Below are 15922 nucleotides of genomic sequence, written 5' to 3'. Positions count from 1 at the left end.
TCAGTCACCCAGATATTGAATGGTGATGTGGTAGTGAAAAGCGTGCTGCGCAATGCTAATCGGTTCGCGCTTGCCTTTGCGGTTCAGGTAGACAATCTCCGTGACCAGTTTGCCATCGGGATTGCGCAGTTCGCGTCTGGTGTCAGTATCGTTCAGCGTCCAGCCTTTCGGCAACTGCGGCTGCCAGGCGCTGAGCGGCCAGTGGCTCAGCATCACGTCGGCCAGCACCTGGCTGGCGGGCGGCAGCTGCGGCATCACAACCGACTGCTCGGTGTGGATCCCGGTATCGTCGTAGGTGGCGAGAAACAGGCGGATCCCGACGGAGGAGAGGCCCGCCAGCGTCACTTTATCGCCGTCGGCGTTCAGCATCACCAGCAGCGACTGGGTCTGGCCTTTAAAGCTGCCGGTAAGCAACTGCTGCGCGCTGATGGCAGGCGTGATCCCCGGCGGCGGCAGCGTGACGCGTGTGCCCGGCTCTAGCCAGGCCTGAGGGAGCGCGTCATCGCGATTCGTCGTATGGCTACACCCCGCCAGCAGCAAGGCCATCATTACTGCCGCCAGGCGAATAAAACGGATCATGGAGAGTTCTCTTTGTTAGTCGGCATCGCCAGCGGGGCGAGCAGGAACGCGGTGAAGATACCGCTCACCAGCACAATGCCAAAGCTGCTGATGGCCTGAGTGGTGCTGAATACCAGCATCCCCAGCGTCAGCAGGGTGGTCAGCATGGCGAGGGTAATCGCCAGCATGGAGGTCAGCGGCGTGCCGCGCGGGTTGCTGAAAAACAGCGTGTAGTTGATGCCAATGCCGAGAACCAGCACCAGCGCCAGCAGGGAAAACAGGTTCACCGGATGGCCCGTCACGGCCAGCGCCGCCAGCCCGCCGCCCAGCGACAGCACGGACGGCACCAGGGCCACCAGCCCTTTTCGCCAGCCGAGACGCACCATCGCGCCGCAGGCAATCACCGCCAGCGCCACGCCCAGAAGCCCCGTCAGCAGCGAGCGGTAGAGCGCAAACAGGCTGTCGAAGCGGGCTTTACGATCGACCCAGACAACCCCCGGATGGCGGGAGGCCAGCTCGCCGAGCGCGGCGCTGTTCCTGACGCCATCGACCGGGACCAGCACACCGCTTTTGCCGTCCGGCAGCGTCAACCACAGCAAACGCCAGCCCTCACTGGCCGGGCTGGCGAGCCACGCCTCCACGCTGACAGGCATGGCGTTCAGGTTCGGTTCACTGGCCTTCAGCCCCGTGCTTTGCAGCATTTTCGTCACCGTCGGCGCGGCGTTGCGCAGAAGATGCAGATCGCTTTTCTGCCGTGCCAGCGAGTTCAACGGCAGGGTGCGCCAGCGGGTAAATTCACCGGCTTTTTGCGCCTGCGCCAGCGCCGGGGTAAACGCCTCCAGCCGCTCCAGCGTTTCCTGCGCCGACGCGCCGTACACCACGAACCACTTCTGATCGACGTTCTGCCCGGTCAGGGCGGTGATGGTTTTTTCCTGCGCCAGAATATCCTGCGGCAGCGCCTGAAGCTGGGCGATATCGTCGTCGACCCGCAGGCTGGCGATTCCGATGGTGGACAGGAGCGCCAGCGCGACCGGCAGCCCGACGGAGAGGACTTTACCGTCGCGCCAGGCGTTCAGCCAGCACTGCATCATCCCGCTCAGCGGGACCGGGCGAACCGGCATGCCCCGGCACAGCCACGGATGCCAGAAAATCACCGTCAGGCACGAGGCGCTCAGCCCTGCGGCGGCGAAGACCGCCATCTGACGAATGCCGGGGAAGGGGGCCAGCATCATGAAGAGATATGCCACGACGGTGGTCAGCAGCGCCAGCAGCAGCGCGTTACGCACCTTCGCCAGGCTTTGCCAGGGCGACTGTTCCGCGCCGTGCACCATCCGCTCCGTGAGGTAGTAAATCGTATAGTCCGCCGAGATACCGATGATGCTCATGCTCATCACCAGCGTCATCAGGTGCAGCTCGCCAAACAGCAGCAGCGTCGCGACCGTGCCCGCCAGCGCGCCTATGCCAACAGAAAGCAGGCTCAGCAGCAGCGGACGCACGGAGCGGAACACCGACACAATCAGTAGGATCACCCCGAGCACCGTGGCGACGCCGAGCGTGGAAATATCTCTTTTGGCCTGCTGGCTGGCGTAATCGCTGTAGAATACCGTCCCGCGCGAGAGCAGCTGCGCCTGTGGAAACTCGGCTTTCAGCGTCTGCTGCAACGCGTTTAGGGTGGTCACCCGCTGGCGGGTTTGCTGCATATCGAACGAGGAGCCCGCCAGCTCGCCGTGCAGCAGATACCAGTACTTCCCGTCCGCGTCTTTTGTCACCAGCCAGCCGTCCATCAGCTGCATCTTCTGGCTGTTCTTCGCCAGCGCGAGCTGCGCGCCGCGCATCAGCATCAGCGGATCGTTTTGCAGCTCCCTGCCGCTCACGCCGGAAAAGGCGGAGTAGAGCTGGGAGAGGATCCACTGTGCCTGCGCTTCACCGCCGTTTTGCAGGCGTGCGCGGGTGGCCGGATCGACCAGGCCATTGCGGTGCTGCCAGAAGAAATCCCCCCAGGCCTGTTGCCCGGCGGCGTCCAGCGGCCCTTTTACGACGCTCAGCGCCTGGCTGCGTTGCAGCAGGGTCAACCACCGTTGCGCCACGCGCGGGTCCGGCTGTTTGCCGGGGCTGACCAGCCAGATGAGCTGGCGGTCGAGGCGCTGTATAAATCCGTCGTTGAGGGCGGGAGGGATCGCGCCGAGCGTCTGTTTCGGCAGCATGGCGAGCACGCTGCTGTTCAGCCGCGCGCCGAGCAGCAGCGACAGCAGTACGCCCAGCAGGATCAGGCATACCGTGGCCCACAGCAGCGCCGGGCGCAGAGGTTTACGGTGCGGCAAAGCGCTGGCGTTCTGCATCGGTCAGGCGGGCGGGCGTGAGCTGGTGGCGGGAGAGCGCGATATCCGTCGTATCGCCCTGCTTATCGTTCAGGCGAATCGACTCCAGATAGATCGCGCCCTTCAGATCAAGGGAGGTGAAGATCTTATCCAGCGGCGTGGTGATGGGCGTCAGCACCAGCGACCAGCGGCCTTCGCCCAGATCTTTGAAATCGATGCGGAAGTTCTCTTCCAGCACCTTGCGGTCGGCCTGGAACAGTGCCCGCAGCAGGTGGTTGAACTGGAACATCTGCGGGTTAGTGTCAGCGGTAAGGGTCTGCGGCGGCTGACCGTTAACGCTCTGCACCATCCGCGTGTCATCCAGCAGCAGGGTCATCGAAAACGGCGTTTTTTGATCCCACAGCAGGCCGCTGTCGCGGGCGATCAGCATCTCCCCCTGAGAGCGCAGTGGCTGAGGCATGTCTTTGATGGTACGGATCTGTTCGAAGTGCGCGCGCACCACCGGTTGCTCCGCAAACCGCTGTTGCAGTTCATCCAGCGTTATCGCGTTCACCAGCGGGCTAATCAGCAGCGCAAGCAGCATTATCCATTTCATGGCGCGATCCCCATGCGTTCGAACAGAATGGCCGGGCTGACAAAGCACATCTCCCGGCTTGTTTCTTCCACCGCTACCTGAATGGTGTAGCCGGTGGTGGTGCGTTTCCCGGTTTGCGCGTCGAAGATTTGATAGGCAATGCGCAGACGGTTTTCATACTCCTCAACGTGGGCGCGGACGCGAATGCGCTGCTCGAAGGTCACCGCATCGCGGTATTTCACGCGGGTATCCACCACGGGCCAGACGTAGCCGGACGCTTTCATCTGGCGATAGCCGTAATCAAACTGGTTGAGCAGCGCTTCGCGGGCAATCTCAAAGTAACGAAAATAATTGCCGTGCCACACCACGCCCATCATATCGACGTCGTGGAACGGCACGGTGATTTCAACTTCAGCCGTAAAGCGGGGATCGGTCAGCACCCTTTACTCCTTCTCGTTGACCTCTGGCAGCTGCCAGAAATCGAAAAAATTAAACCAGTCGAGCGGCGACATGAGCGCGTAATGCTCCAGCCGCTGCGCATAGCGGTCGACGGTCTGCTGTAGCGCCTGCTGGCGTTCGCCGCGCGGCAATAGCAGCGGGTCGGCAAACGGCTCGCAATGCAGGGTCAGTTTCCCCTGCTGACAGAGGGCAAAAATCAGCACCACCGGGCAGCGCAGTATGGACGCCAGAATAAACGGTCCCTGCGGGAACGGCGCGGGCTGGCCCATAAATTCGCTCCATATCACCCGCCAGCTGCCGCCGCGCTGCGGAGTGACGGCGATGCGATCGCCGACGATAGCCATCCATTCGCCGCGATCGAGCTTCTCTTTAATGAGGATGGCGGTATCCGGGCCGATGTCGGTGACCGGCATCAGGTGAATGCCCGCCTGCGGCGCCATCTCCTCCATCACCTGCTTAAAACGTCTGGCGTTGTCGCTAAAGACCAGCGCGTTAATGGTTTTCGCCCCTTCGCGCTGGGCCAGCGCCCGGCAGGCTTCCACATCGCCAAGGTGCGACGCGAGCAGCAGTTTGCCCCGTGGGTCATCGAGACCGAGCGCCTCCTGCGCGCCGGGTGCGAAGACCAGATCGCGATGAAGCTTCATTTCGCCGCGCCAGCTGGCCACTTTGTTCAGCATGGCATGACCGAAGCGCAGGAAGTGGGAAAAACTGTTGAGCCGCGCGGGTGGCGTCATCTGCCGCTGTGCCATCACCGTTTTAACCCGCGCCAGCCACTGGCGGGATGCCCGGCGTGCAGAGCGGGCGGTCAGCCAGTAGACGGCCGTAACCGGCCACAGCAGGACGGTGAACGCCTTTCGCCCCAGCAGCTGCCAGACGCGCAGCATCAGGCGCATGCCCCACAATCCTTTCACCTCCTGCTGTTGCGCCCAGTGCTGCGAGCGGCGACGCATCAGCAGCGTGGGCATACGCGGCAGCATGCCGAGAAACAGGCGGGTATGCATCAGGGAGATACGCACGTTGTCTTTCAGGGCATCGAAATGGGACACCCCGTCCGGCGGATAGGTCACGCGGGTGGGCAGAAAATAGCTGTTATTGCCCTGCCAGTAGAGGCGCACCATCACTTCGGTATCAAAATCCATCCGCCTGCCGAGCGGCGTGGATGCCGCAAGTTTCAGCACCGGCGCTATCGGATAAACGCGAAACCCGCACATGCTGTCTTTCAGTTGCAGGGAGAGGGTTTCAATCCAGACCCAGACGTGGGTTATCCAGCGTCCGTACAGGCGCGAACGGGGGATCGAGTCATCGTAAACGGGCTGCCCGGAAATGAGCGCATCGGGATGGCGTTCGGCCAGCGCCAGCAGTCTGGGAATGTCTTCGATAGCGTGCTGACCGTCAGCGTCGACCTGAACGGCGTGGGTGAAACCGCGCGCTGCGCAGGCTTCCAGCCCCCGCATCACCGCTGCGCCTTTGCCGCTGTTTTCTGCCAGCCGCAGCAGCGTGACCTGCGGACGATCCGCCGCCAACGCTTCAAGCGTGCGGCGGGTGGGTTCATCGCTGCCGTCGTCCACCACCAGACAGGGCAGATCGAACGGCGCGAGGCGCGTCAGCACCGAAGCCATCATCGCCCCGTGGTTGTAGCACGGAATAAGCACGCAGGGGCGGAAGGTTACTGACATAAGCGAATCTTCCCGCTACTGGCGGTGTGGCGCTCGCTGCCCGCATGGCGCTGATAGCTGAAGGTCAGCATCTGGCGTTCGGGTTGCCACGCCAGGTGCAGCGTGACCGTATTCTCCGGCAACAGCGGGGCAGCGAACTTCACGTTCTGAATACTGTGAAAACGGTAGCCCTGCGCCAGCGCGGCGGTGTAGTGCATTACCCAGTCGAGCTGCGCCACGCCGGGCAGCAGCGGCTGTACGGCGAAATGCCCCCTGAACCAGACCAGAACGGGGTCGAGATAGAACGTTATCTCCAGATGCCCGGGTTCAGGCTCGCGGCGTTCGATTTCAGGGATCTTCATGAAACAACTCCTGTAGCTGTGCAGTCACGCGCTTGTTCATGCTGTTGACCGGGATTTCATCAACGATCCGCCAGTAGCGCGGCACGGCAACCGGTTCAAGCCAGGGGCGAAGGGCGCGACGCCAGGCGAGCTCCTGCGCTTTTTTGCCCTGACCATCCCGCTGCTGACGCGCGGCGTCGTTCAGCACCAGCAGCACGCCAATACCCTGACGCCCGCCGCGCGTGACCGTCAGCGCAGCGGCCTCACGGATGCCGTCCAGCGCCAGCAGGCGACGCTCAATTTCATCGAGCGAAATGCGTTTATCTTCAATTTTGACCACCCGGCCACGGCGCCCAACGAGGCTGAAACGCCCGTCAGCGGTGAAGTGCAGGATGTCATCCAGCACGATCCCCTCCGCCTCGGGGATCAGCGGCGATGTCACGCGATCGCCATGAAACGTTACGCCGGTGAAGGGCTGCCAGCGCGTGCTTTCCTCCTGACGGTAGCGCCAGGCCATAACCCCCGTTTCCGTGCTGCCGTAAATCTCATCCGGCCAGACGTTGAGCCAGGCCTGAACTTCGGTAACCGCCTGCCAGGGCAGCACGCCGCCGGCGGAAAAGAGGAGATCGACGGGAGGCGGCATCAGCGACGCGTCCAGCCGCTTGAGGAACGCCGGGCTGCTGATGAAAAGATAGCGTTTATCGCCTGGAAGAGCAGCGAGCTGCTCGACATAGTTGAGCAGGCTGGCGTGCAGCGGCAGGCCGAGCGCCATGGGTAAGACGACACGAAACGTCAGGCCATACAGGTGGTGCAGTACTACCGAAGCCACGACGTGACGGCCCGCCAGACGATCGCCAAAATGCTCCGCCAGCAGGCGGGCTTCACGATCGAGGCTGATCACCGGCTTACTCACCCGCTGCGGCGCGCCGGTCGAGCCGGAGGTGTACAGCTCGATCGTGCGCATCTCGTCGATGGCAGGCAGCGGTGAAGAGGTATGGCCTGCCCGCTGAGCAGAAGCCACCCGCAGCTGTCGCCCCTGAAAATCGAGCGCGCTGTCGCTCAGCACGCCGCTGAACAGCCCCCGCTGCTCCTCAAGCTGCGCGCCGCGGGTGTGGCCCGGAAGGACTGGCGTTTTGCCCGCGTGCAGCGTCGCCAGCAGCGCGACGATAAACAGATAGCCGTTTTCAACGCACAGCGCCCAGCGCTCGCCCTCTTCATGGCGCAGCGTGTCGACCAGCCGAGTGACGTCGTGGCGCAGGTTGCCGAGCGTCCAGAGGCGCTCCCCGCACCAGGCGATGGGGGTGTCGTCAGGACGCGGCGCGTTCAGCCACTGGCTAAGCGGAAGAGGGTTAAGCATCGTTTTTCATCACCCGTTGTCGCACCAGCCACTCGCAGGCCATCAGCGTGCCCATCAGGAGATAGGCAATCATCCCGTTCCACAGCGTCCACAGGCGGATATCGGCGTGAAGCACGGTAAACAGCGCGATCGCCCCGTTGATAATAAAAAAGCCGCACCAGACTTGCGTAACCCGGCGCGTGTAGCGTACGCCGACGGGCGAGAGAGCCGGCTCACGCAGGCGCGCCAGCCGTTCGACAACAGGCATTGCCGTCCACAGCGAGCCGCCAAACACCGCGAGCATGACCAGATTCACCACCACCGGATAAAACAGTACCCACTGATGCGCATGCAGGACGTAGCTCGCCGCGCAAAGCGCCACGCCAGCCAGCGCCACGCTCACGAACAGATAACGCAGGGGGCCGCCCTGACGGCGAGCCTGGCAGACGCGCAACAGCAGTATCAGCGCCATCACGGGCAGTATCCTGTGCAGGCTATTATTCGCCAGCCCGAAGCCGATCAAAAACGGCCATGCCAGCAGCGTCAGCCCCGTCAGGACGGGAAGGATCGGCATCGAACGCACGTTACGCGTCGCGCTGAAGCTGTTCCACAACGTTCACGACGTCCTGCACCGTGCGCACCGCCTTAAAGGTTTCAGGCTTGATTTTATGGCCCGTTTTCTTTTGCAGATGCACCACCATATCGACGGCATCAATGCTGTCGAGGTCCAGATCCTCGTAAAGCCGCGCCTCAGGGGTAATGTCCTCCGGGGCGATTTCAAACAGCGTAATAAGAAGCGCAGAGACTTCCTGATAAATCGTTTGTTGTTCTGTCATGGCGGTCATTCTCAGGCGCGTTGTTGATGGATAAAAGCCGCGAGCGTGGCAACGGAATAGAAGTGCTGACGCATCTCGTCACTTTCGGCAGAAAGCACTACGCCGTATTGATTTTTCACCGCCAGCCCCAGCTCAAGGGCGTCGATTGAGTCCAGACCCAGCCCATCGCCAAAGAGCGCGGCGTCCGTATCAATATCCTCTGGGGTAAGTTCTTCCAGATTCAGCGTAGAGATAATGAGATTCTTAATTTCAAGATAGAGCGCTTGCATCTTTCGTTCCTGACAAAGATTGAAGACCGGTTGTTAACTGATGCTGCATATGCCGGTTTAACTGCCTTGCCGCCAGCGCGGGTTCGTGCTGACTCGCATCATAAAAATCATGAATGTTGATGCGTTCGCGAACATCCACGGTGAAAACAGGTTTATTGGGGGGAACGTTATACCAGCTGCTCTGTTTATCCAGCATGCGTTCGCTACAGTGGATCACCACTACGCGCACGGCGCTGTTGCAGCGAACGGCGATATTCGCCGCCCCGCGTTGCAGGGTAATGGCTTCTCCCACCCGGGTGCGGGTGCCTTCCGGGAAGATAAGCAGGGTGTCGCCCTGGGCCAGACGCTGCTGGCTTGCGGCAAGCAGCGTGTCTGCTTCGCTGTTAATCAGATAGTCAGCCGCGCGGATCACGCCGCTGACGAACGGGTTACGCAGCAACGCGCTTTTCACCAGACAGTCGGTTTCGTTCATCACCGAAGCCAGCAGGACGTAGTCCAGCAGCGAAGGGTGATTCGCAATCACCAGACAGCCCCGCTCGGCGCGCAGAACGTCCAGGTTGTTGAAACGGTAATCCAGCACCCCCACCCCGCGTACCACGGCGAGGAACAGGCGAAAACTGGCGGAAATCGTGCGGCGTGCCAGGCGGCGGCGCTGAGTGCGGTCGCGCTGGAAAATCAGCAGCAGGTTAAACCACACCAGCGACAGCGTCAGCCCGCCGAGGCCAAACAGGACGAAGCACAATCCGGTCATCAGCATGCGCCATACCCGATTGAGGCGGGAAAGTAACCCACTCATTGGCGCGTCCATTGCCACAGCAGACGCTCGCCCGGCAGGGTAAACTGGCGCGCGTCGCGCAGGTAATGGCGCAGAAACTGGAGGCTTTGCGGCAGCGCGGGCTCTTCAGCCGTGCGGTTGGCGCGCGTTTCACAGCTGAGCGTTTCTCCGGCCTCAATCACCAGCGCCAGCGCGTAGGGCCAGACGGGCATCTGTGGCGGCAGCCCGGCGTGATAAAACGCCGGCAGCAGGCCGTCGAAATCCACCAGCAACACGCGGGAGTAGCCCGCATGCAACAGGCTCAGCACCTCGCATAAGCTCTGCTGGAAGGTATCCATACCGGCGGAAACCGATGAGGAGACGACAGGCTGGCGCGCGGCGATGGTGAGATTGCCGACCGCCGAGTTGTGTACCGACATGGCAAAATCAGTAGGGGACACGGGCTGTTCTGCCGCCAGGGCCTGGAGAATACGGAAATTGCGTTCCAGCTCCCCGTGACGGCTGGCGTAGACGACGGCCTCGATGCGGTGTTTGCGCAGCATCATCAGGCCAAGATCAACGGCCAGCCTGCTGCCTGAATTAAGGCGGCGGGCAGTCATCATGGGCAGATCGGTCAGTTTCGCCAGCGGTGCCGCGGGATCGATAGCGTCAAACCGGCGTGACCATGCCTGCCATGCTCCGGCATCGCTGAGTCCTGGCGCTCTTGCCTGCCAGTCGATAATGGTAAGTGTAAATTTCATCTACGCGCGTCCGCGATAAACCTGTTTCTGTGACTTTTTCTTCGCCAGCGCGATTTTCTGCGCACATCGTACAATGTTGTCGTCGCGCTGGCGAATAAACGTCACTTTTAACCATTTTCACCCGGTTATCCCGGCAAACGGCTTTTTGGCCGACCCGGCCCCAGCAGAATGGCGAGTTTACTGCCTCCTTTGGTGGTTTCCATCCAGATTTTACAGACGCTGGTGAGCGGTACGGAGAGCAACATGCCCACCGGTCCCAGGAGCCATCCCCAGATCAGTAATGATAAAAACACCACCATCGTCGACATGCCCAGGCGGTGGCCCATCATGCGCGGTTCGAGAATATTGCCCAGTACCATATGCACGACAAGGAACAGCGCCCCCACCAGCATGCACTCATAAAAACCGTTAAACAGGAACGCCTGGATCATCGGCGGGACGGCAGAAAGCACCGCGCCGATATTGGGCACGTAGTTCAGTAAAAACGCCAGCACGCCCCACATCAGCGCGAACTGCACGTCCAGCAGTACCAGCCCCAGCCAGACAATCACGCCGGTCCACAGGCTAAGCAGGGTTTTCAGCGCCAGATATTTGGACACGCCCTTCAGCGCGCGGTGCAAGCCGGCAATGTGGATCTGCGGATTGTTCAGGGCAAAACGCAGCTTATACGGCACGTGGCGCACTTCGAACAGCATAAACACCACCGTCATCACCAGCAGCAGAATGCTGGCCATCGCCCCGGAAAGCCCGGTCATTAACGTGGTGGCGTAGGTCATGACCTTCTCGGAATCCATCCGGCGCAGCATTCGCTCCGGTGAAATATGCAGATTAACGAACGGCATCATTCGCTGGAGATCGACCAGCTTGCGCGTCAGCTCTTTATTGTACTGCGGCAGCATAGTGGAAAATTCACTCAGCGAGGCGGCGAGCACGCCGAACAGCGCCGTCAGCACAATCAGCATTACGATAACCACAATGGTGATGGCGACCGGCCGGCTGATGCCCCGGCGTAAAAACCATGTCACCAGCGGGTTGAGGACGATGGCGAAAAACAGCGCCAGCAGAAGCTGAACAATAATATCCGCTGCCGCGTGGATACCCGCAAGGATAACCACCAGGCAGGCGAGTTTGAGTAAAATATGAAGTCCGGCTTTATCGGGCGGGCTGGCAGTCATAAGAATTCCTTTTTCCGGGGGGCTCGTTAATTGTAGTGCGCCGGAAGTGCTTCGTCTGGAGCGTTAGTCTGAAAGTCGTGGCAAAAAAATGGCCCCCGGCGCAAGCGACGGAGGCCACGGTATCCCGATGAACGATTACTGGATCACGAGGGTGTTAATGATGTTTTCAGCGGCGCTCTGCGCTTTCTGCTGATTGTCTGCCGGCAGGGTGATCTGCATGGTCAGCAGTTTGTTATCTACCTTGCCGAGCACCACGGAGGAGTACGCGGTCTGGCCTTTGGCGGAGATGATGCTGTCCAGCTGTTGCAGCGTGTGGCCTTTCAGTTCAATCGACTTGTTGGTGACCACCTGAAGCTGCGGGTCGCGGCTGCGCTGCTGGTCTTCCAGACGTTTGGCCAGCACGCCCAGATCTTCGCTGGTATCGTCACCGACAATCACAATGACCGCTTTTTGGCCGGTGGCATCGGAATAGACGTGCATGTTGTTCGCCTGGGTGCCCAGCTTACCGCTCTGATCGGTCATATCCGCGGGCAGCGAGAAACTGAGTTTGCCATCCATCAGGCTCACCGGCTGACCGGTGGCGTTGCTTTCTGCTGACGCGCCCTGAGCAGGCGTTTTGGTGTCGCTGTTATCACAGGCTGCAAGGCCAACAACCAGCAGGCCAATCCCGACATATTTAACCAGATTGCGCATTGACTTCTTCCTTTCGATAAACGGCCATAGCGGCTCATTCGTTCATCTTATCACAACTGATAAAGCGAACCCTTAACCTGCCTGTAATGCGGCGATTTCAGATTTATCTGCCAGCCTTTTCAGCAGCATATTCAACAGCACGCCGTACATCGGCAGGAAGAAAACCAGGCTGATAAGCACCTTAAAGGCGTAGTCCACGAGGGCGATTTCCATCCAGTGTTCTGCCATGAAGGCGTCCGGGCTGCGCCAGAAGGCAATGAAGAAGAAGGCCAGCGTATCACTCACGTTACCGAACAGCGTCGACGCCGTCGGTGCCATCCACCAGCGATGGTTCTGACGCAGGCGGTTAAAGACGTGAACATCGAGGATCTGCCCCAGGGCATAGGCCATAAAGCTGGCGGCGGCAATACGCGCGACGAACAGGTTGAAATGCGTTAGCGCTTCAACGCCCTGCCAGCTACCCATGTAAAACAGGGAGGAGATGGCGTAAGAAACGAACAGCGCCGGGATCATCACCGCAAAAATAATCCGCCGCGCCAGCGGTGCGCCAAAGATACGCACGGTTAAATCGGTCGCGAGGAAAATAAACGGAAAACTGAACGCGCCCCAGGTGGTATGGAAACCAAAAATGGAGATAGGGAGCTGTACCAGATAGTTACTGGAGATGATCACCAGCAGATGAAATAGCGAAAGCCAGAACAACGCTTTGACGCGCTGCGATTGTGTAAAGGAGTTCATATTGTACCTTTTTGATTAATATTTGGGGTGAGGGAACCCAATAAAGCCGCCGCATGATACTGCTTTAACCGCACTTTGCAATGGCTAATTTTCACGCAATCGTTAACCTGGTTTGCATTGACGATAGCGGGGCGTAAACTACAGCCGTTTTTACCTGAACGAGAAGAAAATGACCGATCTGTTTTCCAGCCCAGACCACACGCTTGACGCCCAGGGCCTCCGTTGCCCGGAGCCGGTAATGATGGTGCGTAAAACCGTACGTAACATGCAGAGCGGCGAAACGCTGCTGATCGTCGCTGACGATCCGGCCACCACCCGTGATATCCCCGGCTTTTGTACCTTTATGGAACACGAACTGGTGGCGCAGCAAACGGAAACCCTGCCGTACCGGTATTTGATTCGTAAGGGGTAGGTGCGGCCTGATGCCCGGCGGCGCTTCGCTTGCACGGGCCTACGGGTGTAGTAGGTCGGGTAAGGCGCAGCCGCCACCCGACAAGCACCCATCACAATTTCGAACCATCGTTTCAAAATTTCGCGCTTTTGTGAGGCGCTTCACCCTCCCTTTTCCAGCCGTAGTCTAATTTTTAAACGTCAAAAACTAAAACACCGTTTTAACGCTTATCTCACTACCCTGGAGTTGACTGAATGAAAACGACCCTCAAGCCGTTACTGGCCGCTCTGTGCCTGTCTGCTTTTGCCTGCACCGTTTCCGCGCAAACCATTAAAGCCGCCGATGTGCATCCTGAAGGCTACCCGAACGTGGTGGCGGTTCAGCAGATGGGTGAAAAACTCAAACAACAAACCGACGGCAAGCTGGAGATTAAGGTCTTTCCCGGCGGCGTGCTGGGGGATGAAAAGCAGATGATTGAGCAGGCGCAGATGGGGGCGATTGATATGATCCGCGTCTCCATGGCGCCGGTTGCCGCCATCCTGCCGGATATCGAAGTGTTTACGCTGCCCTACGTGTTCCGTGATGAGGACCACATGCACAAGGTGATCGACGGGGATATCGGCAAGCAGATCGGCGACAAGCTCACCGCCAACCCGAAATCGCGTCTGGTGTTCCTCGGCTGGATGGACTCCGGCACCCGCAACCTGATCACCAAAGAGCCGATCGTCAAGCCGGACGATCTGAAAGGGAAGAAAATCCGCGTGCAGGGTAGCCCGGTGGCGCTGGCCACGCTGAAAGCGATGGGGGCGAACGCAATCGCGATGGGCGTCAGCGAGGTGTACAGCGGCATGCAGACCGGGGTGATTGACGGTGCGGAGAACAACCCGCCAACCTTTGTCGCCCACAACTACATGCCGGTTGCGAAAAACTACACGCTGAGCGGCCACTTCATCACCCCGGAAATGCTGCTCTACTCCAAAGTGAAATGGGACAAGCTGAGCGCTGACGAGCAGCAGAAGATCCTGACACTGGCCCGTGAAGCGCAGTTAGAGCAGCGCAAGCTGTGGAATGCCTATAACGACCAGGCGCTGGCGAAAATGAAGGCCGGCGGCGTGCAGTTCCACGATATTGATAAAACGGTGTTTATCAAGGCGACAGAGCCGGTGCGCGCGCAGTATGGCGACAAGCATCAGGATCTGATGAAAGCCATCGCCGACGTTCAGTGATCCGGAGTACGTATGTCCGAACTCTACCTGAAGTGGATGGACCGTCTGTACCTGCTCGCCATGGCGGTGGCGGGTGTCTCGCTGCTGGTGATGACGATTGTTATCCCCATCGGCATCTTCTCACGCTACGTGCTCAACCGCGGCGAATCCTGGCCGGAGCCCGTCGCCATTATCTGCATGGTGACGTTTACCTTTATCGGCGCGGCGGTGAGCTACCGCGCCGGATCGCATATTGCGGTCAACATGCTCACCGACCGTCTGCCCGTATCGCTGCAAAGGCTGTGCGCGCGGACGGTGGACCTGCTGATGCTGCTGATCTCTGGCCTGATGTGCTGGTACAGCTACTGGCTGTGCGTCGAGCTGTGGGAGCAGCCGGTGGCGGAGTTTCCGCTCCTGACCTCCGGCGAGAGCTATCTGCCGCTGCCTGTCGGATCGGCGATTTTGATCCTGTTTGTGCTTGAACGCCTGCTGTTTGGCTCGCAGGAAAACCGTCCGGTCGTGCTGATCGGCAACCACAGTTAAGGGGTGAACAATGGATGCTTTTATTTTGTTATTCACCCTCGCCATTTTGCTGGCGCTGGGGATGCCGGTGGCCTTCGCCGTGGGCCTGAGCGCCGTCGCGGGCGCGCTGTGGATTGACCTGCCGCTGGAGGCGCTGATGATCCAGATCACCAGCGGGGTGAACAAATTCACGCTGCTGGCGATCCCGTTCTTCATCCTTGCCGGGGCGATCATGGCGGAAGGGGGCATTGCCCGACGGCTGGTTAACTTCGCGTACGTCTTTGTCGGCTTTATTCGCGGCGGGCTGTCGCTGGTGAACATCGTGGCTTCAACGTTCTTCGGCGCGATTTCCGGCTCGTCGGTGGCGGATACGGCGTCCATCGGCAGCGTGATGATCCCGGAGATGGAGAAGAAGGGCTACCCGCGCGAATACGCGGCGGCGGTCACGGCCAGCGGGTCGGTACAGGCGATTTTAATCCCGCCCAGCCACAACTCGGTGATTTACTCCCTGGCGGCGGGGGGCACGGTCTCTATCGCCACGCTGTTTATCGCGGGCGTATTGCCGGGCCTGCTGCTGGGCGTGAGCCTGATGGTGCTCTGTCTGTGCTTCGCCCGTAAGCGCGGCTACCCGAAGGGGGACAAAATCCCGTTCAGGCAGGCGCTGAAAATCATGCTCGATGCCCTGTGGGGGCTGATGACGGTGGTGATTATCCTCGGCGGGATCTTGTCCGGGATTTTTACCGCCACCGAATCTGCCGCCGTGGCCTGCCTGTGGGCGTTTTTCGTCACCATGTTTATCTACCGCGACTACAAATGGAGCGAACTGCCGAAGCTGATGTGCCGCACGGTGAAAACCGTCACCATCGTGATGATTTTAATCGGCTTTGCCGCGGCGTTTGGCGCGGTAATGACCTACATGCAGCTGCCGATGCGCATCACCGAGTTCTTCACGTCGCTGTCCGATAACAAGTACGTGATCCTGATGTATCTCAACGTCATGCTGCTGCTGATTGGCACGCTGATGGACATGGCGCCGATCATTCTGATCCTGACGCCGGTGCTGCTGCCGGTGACCAACGCGCTGGGGATCGACCCGGTGCACTTCGGGATGATCATGATGGTTAACCTGGGGATCGGGCTGATCACCCCGCCGGTTGGGTCGGTGCTTTTTGTGGCGAGCGCGGTGAGCAAGCAGAAGATTGAAACCGTGGTGCGGGCGATGCTGCCGTTCTACGGCATCCTGCTGGTGGTGCTGGGGATGGTGACGTATATCCCGGCGATATCATTGTGGCTGCCGAGGATGTTAGGGATGCAGTAGCGCCGTTTTTTGCCGGGTG

The 15922-nt window shown here is 60.1% G+C and carries 19 protein-coding genes; 4 read left to right on the top strand and 15 right to left on the bottom strand.

Translation table 11 applies throughout. The features are described 5' to 3' along the window. The 15 genes from IM300_RS08180 to IM300_RS08110 all read right to left on the bottom strand — a co-directional run bounded on the left by IM300_RS08180 (position 1) and on the right by IM300_RS08110 (position 12467). Positions 1-579: a DUF3261 domain-containing protein gene (locus IM300_RS08180; protein WP_193034113.1), complete on the bottom strand. Its 579-nt coding sequence runs from the start codon at positions 577-579 to the stop codon at positions 1-3. Continuing rightward, positions 576-2897: an MMPL family transporter gene (locus IM300_RS08175; protein ID WP_193036059.1), complete on the bottom strand. Its 2322-nt coding sequence runs from the start codon at positions 2895-2897 to the stop codon at positions 576-578. The genes IM300_RS08180 and IM300_RS08175 overlap by 4 nt, the downstream gene beginning before the upstream one ends. Continuing rightward, complete coding sequence (locus tag IM300_RS08170; RefSeq protein WP_193036057.1) at positions 2866-3471, bottom strand: outer membrane lipoprotein carrier protein LolA; 606 nt, start codon at positions 3469-3471, stop codon at positions 2866-2868. The genes IM300_RS08175 and IM300_RS08170 overlap by 32 nt, the downstream gene beginning before the upstream one ends. After that, entirely contained in the window at positions 3468-3890 is a 423-nt protein-coding gene (locus IM300_RS08165) for a thioesterase family protein (protein ID WP_193034110.1), read from the bottom strand. Before IM300_RS08165 ends, IM300_RS08170 begins: the two co-directional genes overlap by 4 nt. A gap of 3 nt (positions 3891-3893) precedes the next feature. Further along, positions 3894-5585 carry a glycosyltransferase gene (locus IM300_RS08160; protein ID WP_193036055.1) on the bottom strand — a complete coding sequence of 564 codons (1692 nt, stop codon included), beginning with the start codon at positions 5583-5585 and terminating at the stop codon, positions 3894-3896. After that, positions 5576-5926, bottom strand: coding sequence for a beta-hydroxyacyl-ACP dehydratase (locus tag IM300_RS08155; RefSeq protein ID WP_193036053.1), 351 nt, complete (start codon positions 5924-5926; stop codon positions 5576-5578). Before IM300_RS08155 ends, IM300_RS08160 begins: the two co-directional genes overlap by 10 nt. Then, positions 5913-7262, bottom strand: coding sequence for an acyl-CoA synthetase (locus tag IM300_RS08150; RefSeq protein WP_193036051.1), 1350 nt, complete (start codon positions 7260-7262; stop codon positions 5913-5915). The genes IM300_RS08155 and IM300_RS08150 overlap by 14 nt, the downstream gene beginning before the upstream one ends. Beyond that, complete coding sequence (locus IM300_RS08145; protein WP_226842163.1) at positions 7255-7815, bottom strand: hypothetical protein; 561 nt, start codon at positions 7813-7815, stop codon at positions 7255-7257. The genes IM300_RS08150 and IM300_RS08145 overlap by 8 nt, the downstream gene beginning before the upstream one ends. 10 nt (positions 7816-7825) lie before the next feature. Continuing rightward, positions 7826-8077: an acyl carrier protein gene (locus tag IM300_RS08140; protein WP_193034105.1), complete on the bottom strand. Its 252-nt coding sequence runs from the start codon at positions 8075-8077 to the stop codon at positions 7826-7828. An 11-nt stretch (positions 8078-8088) separates the two neighbouring features. Next, positions 8089-8346: a phosphopantetheine-binding protein gene (locus IM300_RS08135; RefSeq protein ID WP_003861263.1), complete on the bottom strand. Its 258-nt coding sequence runs from the start codon at positions 8344-8346 to the stop codon at positions 8089-8091. Continuing rightward, positions 8327-9142 (bottom strand): 1-acyl-sn-glycerol-3-phosphate acyltransferase, encoded by an 816-nt coding sequence (locus IM300_RS08130; RefSeq protein WP_193034104.1) that lies wholly within the window; start codon positions 9140-9142, stop codon positions 8327-8329. Before IM300_RS08130 ends, IM300_RS08135 begins: the two co-directional genes overlap by 20 nt. Further along, positions 9139-9861, bottom strand: a complete 723-nt coding sequence (locus IM300_RS08125; protein WP_193036047.1) for a beta-ketoacyl synthase chain length factor — start codon at positions 9859-9861, stop codon at positions 9139-9141. The genes IM300_RS08130 and IM300_RS08125 overlap by 4 nt, the downstream gene beginning before the upstream one ends. A 125-nt stretch (positions 9862-9986) precedes the next feature. Next, a complete protein-coding gene (locus IM300_RS08120; protein WP_063865361.1) occupies positions 9987-11036 on the bottom strand; it encodes an AI-2E family transporter in 1050 nt (349 codons plus the stop codon). Between the two features lie 135 nt (positions 11037-11171). After that, a complete protein-coding gene (locus tag IM300_RS08115) occupies positions 11172-11729 on the bottom strand; it encodes a DcrB family lipoprotein (RefSeq protein WP_063865362.1) in 558 nt (185 codons plus the stop codon). 72 nt (positions 11730-11801) lie between these two features. Next, a complete protein-coding gene (locus IM300_RS08110; protein ID WP_063449994.1) occupies positions 11802-12467 on the bottom strand; it encodes a 7-cyano-7-deazaguanine/7-aminomethyl-7-deazaguanine transporter in 666 nt (221 codons plus the stop codon). Between the two features lie 169 nt (positions 12468-12636). On the opposite strand from IM300_RS08110, the gene tusA reads away from it, so the two are divergent. The 4 genes from tusA (at position 12637) to IM300_RS08090 (ending at position 15903) form a co-directional block, all read left to right on the top strand. Further along, positions 12637-12879, top strand: a complete 243-nt coding sequence (gene tusA / locus IM300_RS08105) for a sulfurtransferase TusA (RefSeq protein ID WP_000130627.1) — start codon at positions 12637-12639, stop codon at positions 12877-12879. 233 nt (positions 12880-13112) lie between these two features. Further along, positions 13113-14084: a TRAP transporter substrate-binding protein gene (locus IM300_RS08100; RefSeq protein WP_063865363.1), complete on the top strand. Its 972-nt coding sequence runs from the start codon at positions 13113-13115 to the stop codon at positions 14082-14084. Between the two features lie 12 nt (positions 14085-14096). Further along, entirely contained in the window at positions 14097-14606 is a 510-nt protein-coding gene (locus tag IM300_RS08095) for a TRAP transporter small permease (RefSeq protein WP_063865364.1), read from the top strand. 10 nt (positions 14607-14616) lie between these two features. Next, the gene (locus IM300_RS08090) at positions 14617-15903 is read left to right on the top strand and encodes a TRAP transporter large permease (RefSeq protein WP_063449991.1); all 1287 of its coding nucleotides are present in this window, start codon (positions 14617-14619) and stop codon (positions 15901-15903) included. Positions 15904-15922: the final 19 nt, after the last annotated feature.

It is taken from the genome of Enterobacter cloacae complex sp. I2 (assembly GCF_014896205.1).
In the GTDB taxonomy this organism is placed as follows: domain Bacteria; phylum Pseudomonadota; class Gammaproteobacteria; order Enterobacterales; family Enterobacteriaceae; genus Enterobacter; species Enterobacter quasihormaechei.
The sequence above is the reverse complement of the archived record's forward strand: the minus strand, read 5'-3'. Positions and strand labels throughout refer to the sequence as shown.

Bases quoted from the DNA above. Each gene is read 5' to 3' on its own strand.
- IM300_RS08100 (WP_063865363.1), top strand. From the start codon at position 13,113: ATGAAAACGACCCTCAAGCCGTTACTGGCCGCTCTGTGCCTGTCTGCT.
- IM300_RS08170 (WP_193036057.1), bottom strand. From the start codon at position 3,471: ATGAAATGGATAATGCTGCTTGCGCTGCTGATTAGCCCGCTGGTGAAC.
- IM300_RS08090 (WP_063449991.1), top strand. From the start codon at position 14,617: ATGGATGCTTTTATTTTGTTATTCACCCTCGCCATTTTGCTGGCGCTG.
- IM300_RS08150 (WP_193036051.1), bottom strand. From the start codon at position 7,262: ATGCTTAACCCTCTTCCGCTTAGCCAGTGGCTGAACGCGCCGCGTCCT.
- IM300_RS08180 (WP_193034113.1), bottom strand. From the start codon at position 579: ATGATCCGTTTTATTCGCCTGGCGGCAGTAATGATGGCCTTGCTGCTG.
- tusA (WP_000130627.1), top strand. From the start codon at position 12,637: ATGACCGATCTGTTTTCCAGCCCAGACCACACGCTTGACGCCCAGGGC.
- IM300_RS08125 (WP_193036047.1), bottom strand. From the start codon at position 9,861: ATGAAATTTACACTTACCATTATCGACTGGCAGGCAAGAGCGCCAGGA.
- IM300_RS08175 (WP_193036059.1), bottom strand. From the start codon at position 2,897: ATGCAGAACGCCAGCGCTTTGCCGCACCGTAAACCTCTGCGCCCGGCG.
- IM300_RS08120 (WP_063865361.1), bottom strand. From the start codon at position 11,036: ATGACTGCCAGCCCGCCCGATAAAGCCGGACTTCATATTTTACTCAAA.
- IM300_RS08135 (WP_003861263.1), bottom strand. From the start codon at position 8,346: ATGCAAGCGCTCTATCTTGAAATTAAGAATCTCATTATCTCTACGCTG.
- IM300_RS08140 (WP_193034105.1), bottom strand. From the start codon at position 8,077: ATGACAGAACAACAAACGATTTATCAGGAAGTCTCTGCGCTTCTTATT.
- IM300_RS08095 (WP_063865364.1), top strand. From the start codon at position 14,097: ATGTCCGAACTCTACCTGAAGTGGATGGACCGTCTGTACCTGCTCGCC.
- IM300_RS08160 (WP_193036055.1), bottom strand. From the start codon at position 5,585: ATGTCAGTAACCTTCCGCCCCTGCGTGCTTATTCCGTGCTACAACCAC.
- IM300_RS08115 (WP_063865362.1), bottom strand. From the start codon at position 11,729: ATGCGCAATCTGGTTAAATATGTCGGGATTGGCCTGCTGGTTGTTGGC.
- IM300_RS08110 (WP_063449994.1), bottom strand. From the start codon at position 12,467: ATGAACTCCTTTACACAATCGCAGCGCGTCAAAGCGTTGTTCTGGCTT.
- IM300_RS08155 (WP_193036053.1), bottom strand. From the start codon at position 5,926: ATGAAGATCCCTGAAATCGAACGCCGCGAGCCTGAACCCGGGCATCTG.
- IM300_RS08130 (WP_193034104.1), bottom strand. From the start codon at position 9,142: ATGAGTGGGTTACTTTCCCGCCTCAATCGGGTATGGCGCATGCTGATG.
- IM300_RS08145 (WP_226842163.1), bottom strand. From the start codon at position 7,815: ATGCCGATCCTTCCCGTCCTGACGGGGCTGACGCTGCTGGCATGGCCG.